This is a genomic window from Roseicyclus salinarum (genome assembly GCF_029624655.1).
Lineage (GTDB): Bacteria > Pseudomonadota > Alphaproteobacteria > Rhodobacterales > Rhodobacteraceae > Roseibacterium > Roseibacterium salinarum.
The window spans coordinates 1-16,832 of sequence record NZ_JARRSA010000021.1; the positions used below are offsets into that span (position 1 = coordinate 1).

Annotated in this window: 14 protein-coding genes; 5 read left to right on the forward strand and 9 right to left on the reverse strand. The window is 70.5% G+C overall.

Annotated features, from left to right (window positions below; genetic code table 11):
* Positions 1–234 precede the first annotated feature (234 nt).
* The 7 genes from P6F26_RS13630 to P6F26_RS13660 all read right to left on the reverse strand — a co-directional run bounded on the left by P6F26_RS13630 (position 235) and on the right by P6F26_RS13660 (position 7,222).
* Positions 235–1,866, reverse strand: coding sequence for an FAD-binding dehydrogenase (locus tag P6F26_RS13630; RefSeq protein ID WP_278029240.1), 1,632 nt, complete (start codon positions 1,864–1,866; stop codon positions 235–237).
* Positions 1,867–2,175: 309 nt separating this feature from the next.
* Complete coding sequence (locus P6F26_RS13635; protein WP_278029241.1) at positions 2,176–2,955, reverse strand: succinate dehydrogenase iron-sulfur subunit; 780 nt, start codon at positions 2,953–2,955, stop codon at positions 2,176–2,178.
* A 70-nt stretch (positions 2,956–3,025) separates the two neighbouring features.
* Positions 3,026–3,349: a hypothetical protein gene (locus P6F26_RS13640; RefSeq protein ID WP_278029242.1), complete on the reverse strand. Its 324-nt coding sequence runs from the start codon at positions 3,347–3,349 to the stop codon at positions 3,026–3,028.
* Positions 3,349–5,157 carry a succinate dehydrogenase flavoprotein subunit gene (sdhA, locus tag P6F26_RS13645; RefSeq protein ID WP_430736751.1) on the reverse strand — a complete coding sequence of 603 codons (1,809 nt, stop codon included), beginning with the start codon at positions 5,155–5,157 and terminating at the stop codon, positions 3,349–3,351. The genes P6F26_RS13640 and sdhA overlap by 1 nt, the downstream gene beginning before the upstream one ends.
* Before the next feature lie 33 nt (positions 5,158–5,190).
* The gene (gene sdhD / locus P6F26_RS13650) at positions 5,191–5,562 is read right to left on the reverse strand and encodes a succinate dehydrogenase, hydrophobic membrane anchor protein (RefSeq protein ID WP_278029244.1); all 372 of its coding nucleotides are present in this window, start codon (positions 5,560–5,562) and stop codon (positions 5,191–5,193) included.
* Between the two features lie 12 nt (positions 5,563–5,574).
* Positions 5,575–5,958 (reverse strand): succinate dehydrogenase, cytochrome b556 subunit, encoded by a 384-nt coding sequence (sdhC, locus tag P6F26_RS13655; RefSeq protein WP_278029245.1) that lies wholly within the window; start codon positions 5,956–5,958, stop codon positions 5,575–5,577.
* Between the two features lie 268 nt (positions 5,959–6,226).
* Positions 6,227–7,222 carry an NAD(P)-dependent alcohol dehydrogenase gene (locus P6F26_RS13660; RefSeq protein ID WP_278029246.1) on the reverse strand — a complete coding sequence of 332 codons (996 nt, stop codon included), beginning with the start codon at positions 7,220–7,222 and terminating at the stop codon, positions 6,227–6,229.
* A gap of 100 nt (positions 7,223–7,322) precedes the next feature.
* Between P6F26_RS13660 and P6F26_RS13665 the strand changes: the two genes are divergently transcribed.
* Entirely contained in the window at positions 7,323–8,213 is an 891-nt protein-coding gene (locus P6F26_RS13665; protein ID WP_278029247.1) for a LysR family transcriptional regulator, read from the forward strand.
* 76 nt (positions 8,214–8,289) lie between these two features.
* On the opposite strand, the gene P6F26_RS13670 is transcribed toward P6F26_RS13665, so the two are convergent.
* Both P6F26_RS13670 and P6F26_RS13675 read right to left on the reverse strand, forming a co-directional pair.
* Positions 8,290–10,431, reverse strand: coding sequence for an esterase-like activity of phytase family protein (locus P6F26_RS13670; protein ID WP_278029248.1), 2,142 nt, complete (start codon positions 10,429–10,431; stop codon positions 8,290–8,292).
* Between the two features lie 129 nt (positions 10,432–10,560).
* Positions 10,561–11,772: an aminopeptidase P family protein gene (locus P6F26_RS13675; protein WP_278029249.1), complete on the reverse strand. Its 1,212-nt coding sequence runs from the start codon at positions 11,770–11,772 to the stop codon at positions 10,561–10,563.
* Positions 11,773–11,937: 165 nt separating this feature from the next.
* Between P6F26_RS13675 and P6F26_RS13680 the strand changes: the two genes are divergently transcribed.
* From P6F26_RS13680 to P6F26_RS13695, 4 genes are all read left to right on the forward strand, one after another.
* Positions 11,938–12,879: an ABC transporter permease gene (locus P6F26_RS13680; RefSeq protein WP_278029250.1), complete on the forward strand. Its 942-nt coding sequence runs from the start codon at positions 11,938–11,940 to the stop codon at positions 12,877–12,879.
* Positions 12,880–12,950: 71 nt separating this feature from the next.
* The gene (locus P6F26_RS13685; RefSeq protein ID WP_430736752.1) at positions 12,951–13,715 is read left to right on the forward strand and encodes an ABC transporter permease; all 765 of its coding nucleotides are present in this window, start codon (positions 12,951–12,953) and stop codon (positions 13,713–13,715) included.
* Positions 13,712–15,301, forward strand: a complete 1,590-nt coding sequence (locus P6F26_RS13690) for an ABC transporter ATP-binding protein (protein ID WP_278029252.1) — start codon at positions 13,712–13,714, stop codon at positions 15,299–15,301. The genes P6F26_RS13685 and P6F26_RS13690 overlap by 4 nt, the downstream gene beginning before the upstream one ends.
* Positions 15,298–16,743: an aldehyde dehydrogenase family protein gene (locus P6F26_RS13695; RefSeq protein WP_278029253.1), complete on the forward strand. Its 1,446-nt coding sequence runs from the start codon at positions 15,298–15,300 to the stop codon at positions 16,741–16,743. The genes P6F26_RS13690 and P6F26_RS13695 overlap by 4 nt, the downstream gene beginning before the upstream one ends.
* Positions 16,744–16,832: the final 89 nt, after the last annotated feature.

Below are 16,832 nucleotides of genomic sequence, written 5' to 3' on the forward strand. Positions count from 1 at the left end.
CCGCCCGCGCGGGGAGGCGCGTGCCTTGCGGCGGAGGACGAGGACCACATGGACCGCAAGCCCGATCGCGATCGCCGCCAGCAGCGCGGCCGCGACCGGGTCGGCCGCGTCGGCCGCCGGTGGCGCGGGCGGCGTCAGGAAGAGGATCGGGGCGTCGTTCCGCATGGCCGATGCCTGCCAGCCGACTGCGGCGGATCGATGGCCGCGCGGCGATGAGCGGTCCGCAAGGGCGCGTCAGACCGCCTCGCCGACAACCTTTCCCGAGAAGATGCAGCCTCCCAGGAACGTCCCCTCGAGCGCGTTGTAGCCATGGTAGCCGCCGCCGCCGAACCCCGCCACCTCGCCCGCCGCGTAAAGGCCGGGGAAGGCGCTGCCGTCGGCGCGCAGGACCCGGCCCGACAGGTCCGTGTGCAGCCCCCCGAGCGATTTCCGCGTCAGGACGTTGAGCCTGACGGCGATGAGCGGTCCATGCGCGGGGTCGAGGATGCGGTGCGGCCTTGCCGTGCGCACCAGCCGGTCGCCGAGATAGGCGCGCGCGCCGCGCATCGCCGTCACCTGCGCGTCCTTCGCGACGGCGTTGGCGATCTGGGCGTCCCGCGCCTCGATCTGGGCGGCGATGCCCGCAAGTTCGAGCGGGGCCTCGGGCGTGATCCGGTTCATGCCCTCCACCAGCCTGGCGAGGTCCCTGGCCACGACGAAATCCTCGCCACGGGTCTTGAACGCCTCGACCGCCGCGGGCGCGCCCCGCCCGAGCCGCTCGCGCAGGACGGCGGCCCAGCTGGCCGAGGTCAGGTCCGGGTTCTGTTCGGACCCCGAAAGCGCGAATTCCTTCTCGATGATCGTCTGCGTCAGCACGAACCACGAATGGCCGTGCCCCGTGGACAGGATCCGCCGCAGCGTCGCCAGCGTGTCGAAGCCCGGAAAGCAGGGCGCCTCGAGGCGCGCGCCAAGGGCGTCGAACCACATGGCGGAGGGACCGGGCAGGATGCGGATGCCGTGGCCGGGCCAGATCGGATCCCAGTTCCTCAGGCCCTCGGTGTAGTGCCACATCCGGTCGCGGTTGATGACGGCGGCGCCCGCCGCCTCGGCCACGCCCTGCATCTGGCCGTCGACATGGGCGGGCACGCCGGTGACCATGAAGTCCGGCGGCGGGCCCAGCCGGTCGCGCGGCCATGCGGCGCGCACGAGGTCGTGGTTGCCGCCGATCCCGCCCGAGGCCACGACGACGCACGGGGCGCGCAGGGTGAAATCGGCCAGCACGGTGCGGTTCGTCGGCGCGCCGCGCGGGGCGTCGTCCGGCGAAAGGACCTCGCCCGTGACGCCCATGACCGCGCCCGCCTCGACCAGAAGGCCCGTCACCCGGTGGCGCAGGCGGGGCGAGATGCCGGGATGGGCCGCGACGCGTCCGGCATAGGGCGCGACCACGCCGGTGCCGGTGCCCCATGTGACGTGAAAGCGGGGAACCGAGTTGCCGTGGCCGTGGGCCAGCGCACCGCCGCGCTCGGCCCAGCCAACGATGGGGAACCAGCGCATCCCGAGGCCGCGGAGGTAGCTGCGCATCGGACCGGCGGCGAAGTCGAGAAAGGCCTCGGCCCAGGCGCGGGGGTTGGCATCCTCGGGCCGGTCGAACCCGGCCGAGCCGAACCAGTCGGCGGCGGCGAGCGCGCGGCTGTCCCTGAGGCCGAGGCGGCGCTGTTCGGGCGTGTCGACCATGAAAAGGCCGCCAAGGCTCCACCATGCCTGCCCGCCCACGGACCGCGGCCCCTCCATATCGAGAAGCGCCACGCGCAACCCGCGCTCGGCCGCATGCCATGCCGTCACGAGACCTGCGAGCCCCGCGCCCACAACGATGACATCCGCGTCCATGCGCGCGTCCTCCCCGAACCTGCCCCCGGCTGGAAGACTAGCAGCCCCGCGGTCGTCTGTCCCGAGCCACGGATGGGGCCGCGAACGACAAGAGGCCGATGCGCCCCGACGGGGCATCGAGCAGGACGGGGCGTGCCCGTGCAAGGGGACTGCCCGCCCTGCGGGGCGTCGTGTCGGAGACGGTGGGGGCGGCGGCGGTCCCCGAGCCGTCCCGGCAGGCTGACCGGCGGCCGGTCCGCCCGTCGCCGCCAAGGCCTCGCGGCCCGAAGCGCGCACCGCGTTCGAGCGGGCTTCGGGCTCCGGACCGGGTCAGAGCTGACGTTCGACCATCATCTTCTTGATCTGCGCGATCGCCCGCGCGGGGTTCAGGCCCTTGGGGCAGGTGTTGGCGCAGTTCATGATCGTGTGGCAGCGATAGAGCTTGAACGGATCCTCGAGGTCGTCGAGCCGCTGGCCCGTGGCCTCGTCGCGGCTGTCGATGATCCAGCGGTAGGCATGAAGCAGCGCCGCCGGCCCGAGGAAGCGGTCGCCGTTCCACCAGTAGGAGGGGCAGGACGTCGAGCAGGCCGCGCACATGACGCATTCGTAGAGGCCGTCGAGCTTCTTGCGGTCGTCGATCGACTGACGCCATTCCTTCTCGGGGCGCTGCGTCTCGGTCTCCAGCCACGGCATGATGCTGGCGTGCTGGGCGTAGAAATGCGTGAGGTCGGGGATCAGGTCCTTGACCACGGGCATGTGCGGCAGCGGGTAGATCTTCACGTCGCCCTTGATGTCGTCCATGCCGTAGATGCAGGCGAGCGTGTTGATCCCGTCGATGTTCATCGCGCAGGACCCGCAGATCCCCTCGCGGCAGGAGCGGCGGAAGGTCAGCGTCGGGTCGATCTCGTTCTTGATCTTGATCAGCGCGTCCAGAACCATCGGCCCGCAAGTGTCCATGTCCACCCAGTAGGTGTCCACGCGCGGGTTCTCGCCGTCGTCGGGGTTCCAGCGGTAGACCTGGAACTTGCGCAGGTTGGTGGCGCCTTCGGGCTTGGGCCACGTCTTGCCGGTCTTGATCCGGGAGTTCTTAGGCAGGGCCAGTTCAACCATGGTCGTCCGTCTCCTTATCGGGCGGCGCCGCGAGGGGCGTCCGGTCTGTTCCGTGCGAGTGCGTTCCCGGTCATCGGAAATCGCCCTCGATGGCGAATGTCACGCCCGCGCGGCGGGGCGGCCTGTTGTCCCCGGCGAGGCGCCGGTCGATGCAGGCGCGCAGCGCGTCCTCCTCGGACTGCGGGTCGAGGATGGCCGAGGTGATCATCAAGCTCCCGCCGCCGGCAGCTCCCCGGCTTCCGGCGCCGAAGCGCACGTCGCCCGAGATGCCGTCCGCCTGCCGCGCCTCGTCGGCGCAGAGCCGCGCGGCGCGGTCGCGCGTCATGGGCTGCGCCGCGCACCCGGCGAGAAGCGCGAGCGCGAGGCCTGCCATCACCGGCCGGCCAAGGCGCATCAGTAGACCCGCGCCTTGGGCTTGATCCGCTCGAGGTCGATGCCGCCCTCGTTGTGGCCCATCAGCGGGTTGAGGTGCACCGGGCGGTAGGCGAGCTCGACCTTGGAGCCGTCCACCACGGCCAGCGTGTGCTTGCGCCAGTTCGCGTCATCGCGGTCGGGATAATCCTCGTGGGCATGGGCCCCGCGGCTTTCCTTGCGCGCCTCCGCCGAGGCGATGGTGGCCATCGCGTTCGGCATCAGGTTCGTCAGCTCCAGCGTCTCCATCAGGTCGGAGTTCCAGATCATAGACCGGTCCGTGACGCGCAGGTCGTCGAGCTTGCCCGCGACGCTCGTCATCTTCTCCAGCCCCTCGGCCAGCGTCTTGTCGGTGCGGAAGACGGCGGCGTCCTCCTGCATCGTCTTCTGCATCTCGAGGCGCAGTTCGGCCGTAGGCGTGCCGCCATCTGCATGGCGCACGCCGTCGAAACGCTGGATCGCGTAGTCGAGAGAGGCGCGCGGCACGTCGGGCGCGGCGCTGTCGGGGTCCACCACCTTCGCGGCGCGGATGCCGGCGGCGCGGCCGAACACCACGAGGTCGATCAGGCTGTTCGAGCCGAGGCGGTTCGCGCCGTGCACCGAGGCGCAGCCCGCCTCGCCCACGGCCATGAGGCCGGGCACAATGGCGTCGGGGTTGTCCTTCGTCGGGTTCAGGACCTCGCCCCAGTAGTTGGTGGGGATGCCGCCCATGTTGTAATGCACCGTCGGCAGCACCGGGATCGGCTCTTTCGTGACGTCCACGCCGGCGAAGATCTTGGCCGATTCCGAGATGCCCGGCAGGCGCAGCGCCAGCGTCTCGGGCGGCAGGTGGTTGAGGTGCAGGTGGATATGGTCCTTGTTCGGGCCGACGCCGCGGCCCTCGCGGATCTCCATCGTCATGCAGCGCGAGACGACGTCGCGGCTGGCGAGGTCCTTGTAGGTGGGGGCGTAGCGTTCCATGAAACGCTCGCCCTCGGAGTTCGTGAGGTATCCGCCCTCGCCGCGCGCGCCCTCGGTGATGAGGCAGCCGGCGCCGTAGATGCCGGTGGGGTGGAACTGCACGAATTCCATGTCCTGAAGCGGCAGGCCCTGCCGGGCCACCATGCCGCCGCCGTCGCCGGTGCAGGTATGGGCGGAGGTCGCCGAGAAATAGGCGCGCCCGTAGCCGCCCGTGGCGAGCACCACCATCTTGGCGCGGAAGACGTGCATGGTGCCGTCATCGAGGCTCCAGGCCACGACGCCGACGCACTGGCCGTCCTCGGTCATCAGCAGGTCGGTCGCGAAATACTCGATGTAGAACTCGGCGTTGTTCTTCAGCGACTGGCCGTAGAGCGTGTGCAGGATCGCGTGGCCGGTGCGGTCGGCGGCGGCGCAGGTGCGCTGCACCGGGGGGCCTTCGCCGAACTGCGTCGTGTGCCCGCCGAAGGGACGCTGGTAGATGCGGCCCTCTTCGGTGCGGGAGAACGGAACGCCGTAATGCTCCAGCTCGTAGACCGCCTTGGGCGCCTCGCGGGCGAGGTATTCCATCGCGTCCGTGTCGCCCAGCCAGTCCGACCCCTTCACGGTGTCGTACATGTGCCAGTGCCAGTGGTCGGGCCCCATGTTGCCGAGGGATGCCGCGATGCCGCCCTGCGCTGCCACCGTGTGCGAGCGCGTCGGGAACACCTTGGTCACGCAGGCCGTCTTGAGCCCCTGTTCGGCCATCCCCAGCGTCGCGCGCAGCCCCGAGCCGCCCGCGCCGACCACGACCACATCGTAGACGTGTTCGGTGATGTCGTAGCTTGCCGTCATGTTTGCCGTGTCTTTCATCGCGTCATGTCCCTCTCAGAGCGCCATCTGCGCAAGCGCGACGACGCCGGCGGCCGCGAGGCCGTAGCTGACGATCGTCATCGCGATGATCCAGATCTTGCGGGCGAGGCCGCGCGTGTAATCCTCGATCACCACCGTCACGCCCAGCTTGAAATGGTGCAGTCCGACGACGAGGAAAGCCGCGACCACCGCGGCCGGGATCGGCCGGCCGAGCGTGGCGACGACCTCGGCATGCGGCGCGCCAAGAAGCGGGCCGACGATGGCAAGGAAGAAGGGCGTCAGGATCAGGAGCGCGACGGAGGTCACGGTCATGGTCCAGAAATGGTGGGTGCCGGAATGCGCGGTTCCCATGCCGGTCACGCGCTTGCGGTCTGTCATGTAGCTCATATCGGTGTCCCCTCAGATCGCCAGCAGGGTGATGACGGTCAGGACGACCGAGCCGCCGAGCATCGCCCAGCCCATCTTGTCGGCGGTGCGCGGATCGAGGCCGCGGCCGGTGTCCCAGATCAGGTGCCGAAGCCCGCCGAGCGCGTGATACCAGAGGCCAAGGACCGAAAGGCTCATCACCACATCGCCCAGGAGCGACGTCACGAGGCCGTCGACATAGGCGAAATACGCTTCCCCCGAGGCCACGCCGACCATCCACCAGACCAGGAGGACGGCGGACACGATCATCGCGGTGCCGGTGATCCGGACAAGGATCGAGGTGATCGAGTTGAGTTGCGGTCGGTAGACCTGCAGATGCGGCGAGAGCGGTCTGTTCCCGCGGTTCACATCGGCCATGGCGGACCCCTTTCAGGTTTTGCTTGGCGGCTGTCGCCTTGCTGAAAGGAATAGCGGTTTTTACAGTGCTGTCACGCGCGTTGGGCGCCGTCATGGCCGGTTTTGCGCCCTTGGCGTGGGTCTTAACGCCGCAGCGCCGCATTTTGTGATCACGGATTTTCGAAGTGTGATCACATTTTCCCGGCGCGCTCCCGCCGCGACGCCGTGCGCCCCGGAATCGGTGCCGGCGCGCCGTTCGGGCCTGTTCCGCGACGGCGCGGCGGGACGATCATGCCGCGTCGCGCCCGGCCTCCGCGTCCCCGATCCGCAGCACGACGGAGCCCTTCCGGCTGCGGCTTTCGACGTGGCGGTGCGCCGCGCGGACCTCGGCGAAGGGGTAGACGCGGTCGATGATGGGGCGCAGCCGTCCCTCGGCGACCATTGCGGCCAGGCGGGCGAGACCCTCCTTGCTGTCCCCGCTGACCTTCAGGATCAGCCTGTGGCCATTACGCGACGCCCTGCGGACATGGACGATGTCGCCGACCCCGAAGTTCAGCGGCACGAAGCGCCCGCCCTCGGCCAGCATCCCGGCCGCATCGGGGTAGTTCAGGACGCCGATCGTGTCGAAGATCACGTCGTAGGGCCCGCCGAGCCCGCGGGGGCCGGGCGCGCGATAGTCGATGAAATGCTCAGCGCCAAGCGCGCGCACGAGATCCTCGCGCGGGGCGGACGCGACGCCCGTGACCCTCGCGCCGAGCGCGCGGGCGACCTGCACCGCGTGAACGCCGACGCCGCCCGACGCCCCCAGGATCAGGACACGCTCGCCGGGCTTCAGGGCCGCGAACCGCTCGAGGAACTCCAGCGCGCAGAGACCGCCGAAGGGCAGCGAGGCGGCCTCGGCGTCGTCGAGGCCGGGCGGCGTGGCGAAGACCGGGCCGGCGGCCTTGACCGCGACGTATTCGGCATGCGCCCCGCCCCATGCGAAGCCGAAGACGCGATCGCCCGGCGCGAAGTCGGTGACGCCGGGGCCGGTCTCGACCACGGTTCCGGCGTATTCGCCGCCGAGGACGGGCTTGCGCGGCCGGAAGACGCCGAACATCAGCCGCCCCCCCACGAGGCTGACGAGGCCGGGAAAGGCCGCGGCGCGGATGCGCCAGTCGGCGGTGGTGACGCCCGCCGCGCCGACACGCACGAGGATCTCGCCACGGCGGGGCACGGGGCGGTCGATCTCGCCGAGGCTGACGACCTCGGGGCCTCCGTAGCGGGTATGGATCGCGGCTTTCATCGGGGCCTCCTTCCGGCGGATGCTTGGGCGCGCCCAGACATAGCCATGCGATACGCATATGGAAATTGACCGATTGCGCAGCCTTCCCATACGATTGCGTATGGATTGGAAAAGCCTCGCCTTCGACTGGAACCGCGCCCGCGCCGTCGTCGCCACCGCCGAGACGGGATCGCTGTCGGCCGCCGCGAGGGCGCTGGGTCAGACGCAGCCGACGCTGGGGCGGCAGGTCTCGGCGCTGGAGGAGGAGCTGGGCGTCACGCTTTTCACCCGCGCGGGCAAGCGGATGGAGCTGACCGAGGCGGGGCTGTCGCTGATCGATCACCTGCGCATGATGGCCGAGGGCGCCCATGCCGCCGCGCTCGCCGCCAGCGGCCAGAGCCAGGAGATCGCGGGCGTCGTCACCGTCACGGCCTCGAACCTCTACGCGAGCGAACTTCTGCCGCCGATCCTTGCGCGGATCCGCGACGAGGCGCCGGCGCTGGCCGTGCAGGTCGTGGCCTCGAACGCGATCCGCGACCTGATGCGGCGCGAGGCGGACATCGCCGTGCGGCATGTGCGCCCCGACCAGCCCGAGCTGACGGCAAGGCGCGTGGCCGAGGACGACGCGGCGCTCTATGCGACGCCGGAGCTTCTGGCGCGGGGACCGCTGGGCGCCCTGCCCTTCATCGGCTACGCGCCCGGCGACGGCTACCGCGCGATGCTGGCCGAGCGCGGCGTCGAGGTGCCGGCGGAGCAGTTCGTGCTGTTCAGCGACGACAGCCACACGCAGCTCGGCATGGCGCGCGCGGGCCTCGGCGTCGCCGTCATGCCGACGTGGATGGGGGACGACGACCCCGCGCTCGTCCGCGCGCAACCGGGCGCGCCGCCGCTCGTCACGATCCCGGTCTGGCTTGCGGCGCATCGCGACCTGCACACGTCGCGGCGCGTGCGGCTGGTGTTCGACCGCCTCGCCGAGGGGCTGTCGCAGGTCGGGCGTGGCGGGCCCGTTTGAACGAAACGACCCCCGCGGACGAACCGCGGGGGCCATGACTGCTGAAAATCGCTCCCTCAAATGACGGTGGCGGGCCTCACATCGGTGCGATGGCGAAGAACATCGTCTCGCCCGAATGGTCGTCCACGCCGTCGTTGTCGGTCGAGACCCACATCGTCCCGTCCGCGGCGATGGCCAGCCCCTCGACCTTGTCGAGGACGTAGCCCCCCGTCGAGGTGAGGTAGGGCAGAAGGTCCACCACCACCTCGGGCTCCAGCACCGCCGGCGTCCCGCCCAGCGCGACCATGTCCTGCATCGCGGACATCGGCACGCGTGTGATCAGCTTGGTCACGGCGCGGGCGTCGAGCTGGTTGTCGCGCTCGATGAAATAGAGCCAGTCGCCATGCGCCACGATCTCGGACAGTCCGACCCAGCCCGTTGCGGGCTCGGTCAGGGGGTAGTGGATCACGGACCACTCCCCGGTCCCGAGGTCGTAGCCGAGGATCTTGGCGTGGTTCGCCGGATCGTCGCGCCATTCGCGCTGGACCGCGACATAGAGCATGTCGCCGACCCGCGTGATCCCCTCGAAGCCGAAGCGCGTCTCGACGGCCAGAAGCGCGTCGGGAAGCGCGATGTGGTCCTCGATCTCGCCGTCGGGGCCGACGTGGTAGATCGCGTGTGGAACGAGGCGGTCCGAGCGCCCCTCGCTCGCCACCCAGAACCCGCCCTCGCCGTCGAGCGCGATGCCCTCCATGTCCATCAGCTGCGCGGGCTGCCCCTCGCGGGCGACGCGGATGGCGTCCACGATGCGGGCGGGCGTCGTGCTCACGTCGATATGGAAGATCGTGGGCTGCATGGCGTAGAAGCTGTCGGAGACCGCGTAGATCGTGCGGTCCCCGGCCATCACCTGCCCCGAGATCGCGCCCCAGCCGGTCAGCTCGTCCATGCCCGCCGAGGTGAGATGCGGGTAGGCCGCGGGCGCGTCCTGATACTCGAACAGCATGACATGGGCGCGCGGGCCGGCGTCGTCGGTCTCGTTGGCCGAGACGAGGAGGTTGCGCGCGGGGATCGTGACGTAGCCCTCCGGGCCGATGCCCGAGGGCAGAAGCTGCGTCAGGACGGGGTTCGCGGGATCGGTCGCGTCGTAGACGCCGACGATCGACGCGCGCTCGGCGCCGACGAAGATCATCGGCGTGCCGCCGAAGGTGCCGACGGTGATCGATTCCGGCTCCACGCCCTTGTTGCCGGAACGCTCCTCGGGGTAGTGGCCGATCTGGATGATGGCCTCCTCGAAGGACGTCCCGCTGTCGTGCACGACGCTGCCGTCCTGGGCGAAGATCGTCCAGCCGCGCGTGCCGCCGTCCATGTCGCCCTCGTTGGCCGTAGCGAAGTGGGTGTCGTCGATCCACGCGACGGCATCGGGCTCGCGCGGCCAGGTCAGCGCACCATCGAAGACCAGCGCGCCTTCCTCGTCGGTGTCGATGCCGGTCAGCGTGACCTCGCCCGCCGGGAAGTGGTTCAGGAGGCTCCCGTCGGACGCTAGGACCACGAGATGGTTGTTCTCCTGCAGGGTCACGACGATCTCGCCCTCGCCGTTGATCGCGACGAATTCCGGTTCGGGATCCTCGGGCGCGACGTCGGCAAGGCCGGTGAGATCGGCGCGGACGAGGCCCGCGCACTCCATCGCGCCATCGGCGAGCGGCACGATGGCGACGAAGCCCGCCGGCATCTGCGGCACGCGGCCGTCGCCCGCGTCCTCGTCGCGCTCGTTCTCGATGGCCACCGCGATGAAGCTGCCGTCCGGGGCGATGGCGACGGCGTCCGGCTGGCCGCCGAGGTCGCACGAGCCGGTCACGGATCGCGTGGCGACGTCGATGGAATGCAGGACGCCCGAAGGCCCGGTGAAGCTGGCGGAGGTGTTCTCGCCCACATAGGCGGTCCGGCCCATCACCGCGACGGAGGTAGGTTCGCCCGAAGGCATCGCGACGGCGCCGAGGCCGGTCGGGTTCGCCGGGTTGGTGATGTCGATGAAGCCCACCACGCCCGCCGGGCTGTCGGTGTAGACCAGCGTCATGCCGTCATCTGTCGCGCCGATGATCTCGGCCGAGCTTTCCTCGGCGTCAGGCGCGTTCTGCCCGACCATGAACGAGGCGATGCGGTTGAAGTTCATGTCCTGCGCCACGGCCGGTCCGGCCAGAAGGGCAAGGGCGGACGTCAGCGTCACGAAACGAGGCGTCATTCGGGGCTCCCCACGGGTTCACTTTGCGCTCGTGCTTTGGCCGAGTTGCGTGAAACCTGCGTAACGGGAAGATGTCGGTTCCGTGAAAGGGCCGCGCCACCGTTCCGGGGCGGCGCGGCACGCCTCGCGTCACACGATGTTGTGGCCGGGGCCGTAGGGGAAGCCCGTGATGTTCTCGGTCCCGTCCGCGGTCACGATCAGGATGTCGTGTTCGCGGTAGCCGCCGGCGCCGGGCTGCCCCTCGGGGATGGTCAGCATCGGCTCCATCGAGATGACCATGCCGGGTTCCAGAACCGTGTCGATGTCCTCGCGCAGTTCCAGCCCCGCCTCGCGGCCGTAGTAGTGGCTGAGCACGCCGAAGGAATGGCCGTAGCCGAAGCTGCGGTATTGCAGGAGGTCGCGCTCGGCGAAGAAGTCGTTGATGCGGTGGGTGATCTCGGCGCAGGACACGCCGGGCCGGATCAGCGAGATGCCGAGTTCGTGCGCATCGACGTTGGCCTGCCAGATCGCGAGGGACGCCGCGTCGGGCTGGCCGAGGAAAAGGGTGCGTTCCAGCGCGGTGTAGTAGCCCGAGATCATCGGGAAGGTGTTGAGGCTGAGGATGTCGCCCTTCCGCAGGGCGCGCGCCGTCACCGGGTTGTGCGCGCCGTCGGTGTTCGGGCCGGACTGGAACCAGACCCATGTGTCGCGATACTCGGCCTCGGGGACGCGGGCGGCGATTTCCAGTTCCATCGCGTCGCGCCCCGCCATCGCCACGTCGATCTCGCGCGCGCCTTCCGCGATGGCCGCGCGGATCGCCTCGCCGCCGGCATCCGCGACGGCGGCGCCCATGCGGATGAGGTCGCGCTCGGCCTCGGACTTGACCATGCGCTGGCGCATCGTGGCGGGCGCGATGTCCACGATCGAGTTGGGCGCGAGGAACGCGCGGAGCCTGTCGGTCTGCGCGAGCGTCAGGTGATCGGCCTCGAACCCGACGCACCGGTCACGGCCCGCGACATGGGCGACGGCCTGCCAGAAGTTGTCCCGCTCCCAGTCGGTGTAGGTGATCGCGTCGCAGGCCGCGCGGCGCCACGGCTGGCCGCCGTCGATCCCCGCCGAGATCACCACGGCCTCGGAGGCGGTGACGACCAGCGCGTAGGGCCGCCCGAAGGCGCAGTAGAGAAAGCCCGAGTAGTAGGCGATGTTGTGCATCGAGGTCAGCACCGCCGCGGCGGCGCCGTTCGCGTCCATGATGGCGCGCAGGCCCATCAGGCGCGCCTCGTATTCGGACAGGGCGAAGGGCAGCGGGGCCTTTTCGCCGTTATGGAAGCGGAAGAACTGCGGGCGGTCTTGATTGGTCATGGGCACGGGGCCCTCCCTGGTCACGGAGGCCCGGGCGTTCAGGGCGGTCTGGCCACGTCGCGGGGGCGACGCCATCGCCCCCGGCCTTCCGTGATCTAGACCCGGCCGCGCCCGTTCGGCAAGTCCCCTCTGGCCAGTCCGCGACCCCCCGACTAACGTCGCCGCATGGCTCGCTACGTCGCCCTCCGCGCCCTGTCCCTCGGCCTCAGCCTCGTGGTGGCGAGCGTCGTGATCTTCGCGTTGATCGAGGTCATCCCCGGAGACCCGGCAAGCTACATGCTGGGCATGAACGCGACCGACGAGACGCTGGCCGCCCTGCGCACGGAACTGGGCCTCGACGGATCGAAGGTCGCGCGATACTTCGCGTGGATCGGGGGAATGCTGACGGGGGATTTCGGCACCTCCTACACCTACCGGGTGCCGGTGTCCGAGCTGGTGCTGGACCGCATATGGGTGTCCCTGCCGCTTGCGGTCTACGCGCTGACGCTGTCCACGCTGATCGCGTTCCCGGTGGGCATCCTTGCCGCCGCGAACCGCGGGCGGCTTCTGGACCACGGCATCATGGGCGGCACGCAGCTGGGCATCGCGATCCCGAACTTCTGGTTCGCGATGCTGCTGGTGCTGCTTTTCGCAGTCACGCTGCAATGGTTCTCGGCGGGCGGATTTCCCGGTTGGGAGGACCCCGCCCTCGCGATCAAGTCGCTGACGCTGCCGGCCGTGGCGCTGGCGCTGCCGCAGGCCTCCATCCTCGCGCGGGTCATGCGCTCGGCGCTTCTGGAGACGCTGAACCAGGATTACATCCGCACCGCGCGGGCCAAGGGGCTGACGCGAAGGCAGGCGGTGCTGCGCCATGCGCTGAAGAACGCGCTGATCCCCGTGCTGACGATCATCGGCTTGCAGTTCTCGTTCCTGCTGGCGGGTGCGATCATCATCGAGAACGTCTTTTTCCTGCCGGGCCTCGGGCGGCTGATCTTCCAGGGGATCACGCAGCGCGACCTCGTGGTGGTTGAATCGGTCACGATGCTGCTGGTCTTCGCGGTGATCCTCGTGACGTTCCTGGTCGACGTGGCCTATGCCCTGGTCGACCCGAGGCTCAGGCGCAGATGACGGCGCCCGACGGCAGGACCCTCCCCCCCGCCCTCGTCATCGGCGCGGCGATAACGGCGGCGGTGCTCGCCATGGCCGCGCTCAGCCTCGTCTGGACGCCGCATCCCGTCACCGGCGTGTCGATCGCCGAGCGGCTGCAGCCGCCCTCGGCCACCTACCCGCTGGGCACCGACCAGCTGGGCCGGGACATGCTGTCGATGCTGATGATCGGCGCCCGGACCTCGATCGCGGTGGCGCTGGTCGCGGTCGGAATCGGCATCGGCCTGGGCGTGCCCTTGGGCCTTGCCGCGGCCGCGACGCGGGGCAGCCTGCTGGACGAGATCATCATGCGGGGCAACGACCTGATCTTCGCCTTCCCCTCGCTGGTGATCGCGATCCTGATCACCGCGCGCTACGGGCCGTCGGCGACGAACGCGATCCTCGCCATCGGGATCTTCAACATCCCCGTCTTCGCGCGGGTGGCACGGGGCGGGGCGCTGTCGCTGTGGACGCTGGACTACGTCCTGGCCGCCCGCGCGAGCGGGAAGGGCCGCGTGCGCATCTCGGCCGAGCACATCCTGCCCAACATCCTGAACCTCCTGATCGTGCAGGCCACGATCCAGTTCTCGCTCGGCATCCTTGCCGAGGCGGCGCTGTCCTATGTCGGCCTCGGCGCGCAGCCGCCGGTGCCGTCGTGGGGCCGGATGCTGGCCGAGGCGCAGACCATGATCTACGGCAACCCCTCGCTGGCCATTCTGCCGGGCCTCGCCATCGTGCTGATGGTGCTGGGGCTGAACCTGCTTGGCGACGGGCTGCGCGACGCGCTCGACCCGAGGCTCAGGCGGAGGCGGGCATGATCGGGATCGACCGCCTTGGCGTGGCCATCCATCGAACGCCGATCCTGCGCGACGTCACGCTGGAGGTGAGGCCGGGCGAAATCTTCGGCCTCGTGGGGGAAAGCGGCTCGGGCAAGTCGATGACGGCGCTGGCGCTGATGGGCCTTCTGCCCGACGGCGCGGAGGCGCGCGGCGCGATACGCCTCGACCGGCAGGACCTGCTGCGGCTGCCGGAAAGCGGACTGTGCCGGATCCGGGGCAACGAGATCGGCATGATCTTCCAGGAGCCGATGACGGCGCTGAACCCGGTGCGGACCATCGGCGACCAGGTGGCGGAAACCCTGATGATCCACGGCACGCAGGACCGGCGCGAGGCGGCGCGGATCGCGCGCGACCGGCTGGACCGTGTGGGCCTGACGCACATCGGCATGGACGCCTATCCGCACGAGCTGTCGGGCGGGCAGCGGCAGCGCGTGTGCATCGCCGCGGCGATCGCGCTGCATCCCCGCCTGCTCATCGCGGACGAGCCGACGACGGCGCTGGACGTCACCACGCAGGCGCAGATCCTCGAGCTTCTGCGCGGCCTGGTGGCCGAGGAGGGGATGGGCCTGCTTCTGATCACGCACGACCTCGGCGTCGTGGCGGACATGGCGGACCGCGTGGCGGTGATGCGCGAGGGCGAGATCGTCGAGACGGGCGCCACCGCCGACGTCCTGGCCGAGCGGCGCCACCCCTATACCCGCGCGCTCCTGGCCGCCTCGTCGCACAAGCCCGAGCGGCAGGCGGCCCCGCGCGCCGGTGCCCTGCTGGAGGTCGAGAACCTGCGGCGCGAATACCCCGGACGCCGCGAGGGCTTTCGCCGGGGCGCGCCGGTGGTCGCGGTGGACGGCGTGTCGCTGAGGCTCAACGAGGGCGAGTCCCTTGGCCTGGTCGGGGAATCGGGCTGCGGAAAGTCCACGCTGACGCGCGCGATCCTGGGGCTCGACCCGGTGCAGGGCGGCGACATCCGCCTGTTCGGGACATCCATCGTGCCGAAGATGCCGCGCCCGTTGCGGGCCGGCATCCAGGTCGTGTTCCAGGACCCTTACGGCAGCTTCAATCCCCGCTGGCGGGTCGAACGCCTCGTGGCCGAACCGTTCCACCTCGTGGAGACGCCGCCCCGGGGCTCCGAGCGGCGCGACCGCGTGGCGGAGGCGCTGGCCGCCGTCCACCTGTCTCCCGACGCGATCGACAAGTATCCGCACGAGTTCTCGGGCGGGCAGCGGCAGCGCATCGCCATCGCCCGCGCGCTGATCACGAGGCCCCGCATCATCGTGCTGGACGAGGCCGTGTCGGCGCTGGACGTGTCGGTCAGGGCGCGCATCCTCGACCTTCTGGCAGAGCTTCAGGACGCTTATGGATTGTCCTATCTCTTCGTCTCGCACGACCTGACGGTCGTCCGCGCCATCACCGACAGGGTCATCGTCATGCAGGCGGGCCGCTTCGTCGAGGCGGGCGCGACCGAGGACGTCTTTTCCGCCCCCGAACATCCCTACACGCAGGCCCTGCTGGCGGCCGCGCCGCGGCTGGACCTCGCGTCCCGAACGAAGGAAGGCGAAATGGCATGACACCCTGGTTCGACACCGACAAGGTCTTCATCGGCGGGCGCTGGCAGCCCTGCGCGTCAGGCGGCACCCTGCCCGTCGAGGACCCCTCGACCGGCCGGGAGATCGGGCGCATCGCGCGCGGCGGGGCGGAGGACATCGACGCCGCCGTGCTGGCCGCGCAATCGGCGCTGGAGGGCGCGTGGGGCACGCTGACGGCGGTGGAGCGCGGGCGGCTTCTGGCGCGGCTGGGGCAGCTGGTTCACGATCACGCCGACGCGCTTGCCGAGATGGAAGCGACGGACGTGGGCAAGCCGCTGAGCCAGGCCCGGTCCGACGTCACCGCGCTGGCGCGCTACTGCGAGTTCTACGCGGGCGCGGTCGACAAGGTCATGGGCGAGACGATCCCGTTTCAGGCGGGGTTCACCGTCTACACGCTGCGCGAGCCGATCGGCGTGACGGGCCACATCGTGCCGTGGAACTACCCGATGCAGATCATCGGCCGGTCGCTTGGCGCGGCGCTGGCCATGGGCAACGCCTGCGTTCTGAAACCGGCCGAGGAGGCGTGCCTGACCGCGCTCGCCTTCGCCGACCTCGTGCGGCAGGCGGGCTTCCCTGCGGGGGCGGTCAACGTGGTGCCGGGCCTCGGCGCCGAGGCGGGAGCGGCGCTGACGGCGCATCGCGGCATCGGCCATGTCTCGTTCACCGGCTCGGTCGGCACCGGGCGGCTGGTGCAGGCGGCCGCCGCGCAGAACGTGGTGCCGGTCACGCTGGAGCTGGGCGGCAAATCCCCGCAACTCGTCTTCGCCGACGCCGATCTCGACCGCGCGCTGCCGTTCCTCGTGAACGCGGGGCTGCAGAACGCGGGCCAGACCTGCTCGGCCTCGTCGCGCATCCTCGTGGAGCGCCGCCGCTTCGACGAGGTGACCGAGCGCATGGCCGAGGCCTACCGCGCCAAGCGCGCCGCGCCCGCGATGGCCGACCTCGACCTCGGCCCGCTGATCTCGGCGCGCCAGAAGGAGATCGTGGCGGGCTATCTCGACCTTGCCGGGCAGGGCCAGCGCGTGGCCGAGGGGCAGGTGCACGGCGACGCGCCCGAAGGCGGACACTACGTCGCGCCGGTGCTGCTTGCGGGCCTCGCGCCCGAGGACCGGCTGGCGCAGGAGGAGATCTTCGGGCCGGTGCAGGTCCTGCTGCCCTTCGACGACGAGGAAGAGGCGGCGGCCATCGCCAACGGCACGCCCTACGGACTGGTGGCGAGCGTCTGGTCGGCCGACGGCGGGCGGCAGATGCGGCTGGCGCGGCGGCTGCGCGCGGGGCAGGTCTTTCTCAACAACTACGGGGCGGCGGGGGGCGTCGAACTGCCCTTCGGCGGCACGGGCCATTCGGGCCACGGCCGCGAAAAGGGGTTCGAGGCGCTCTATGGCTTTTCCAGCCTCAAGACGGTGGCGGCGCATCATGGCTGACCCGGCGGGTCCCGGCGCGAGGCGCGCCGCGCCGGGGCATCCGCGCGCCCTGCCGATGGGGCCTTTCGCAGCGCCGCGGCCGCCGCTAG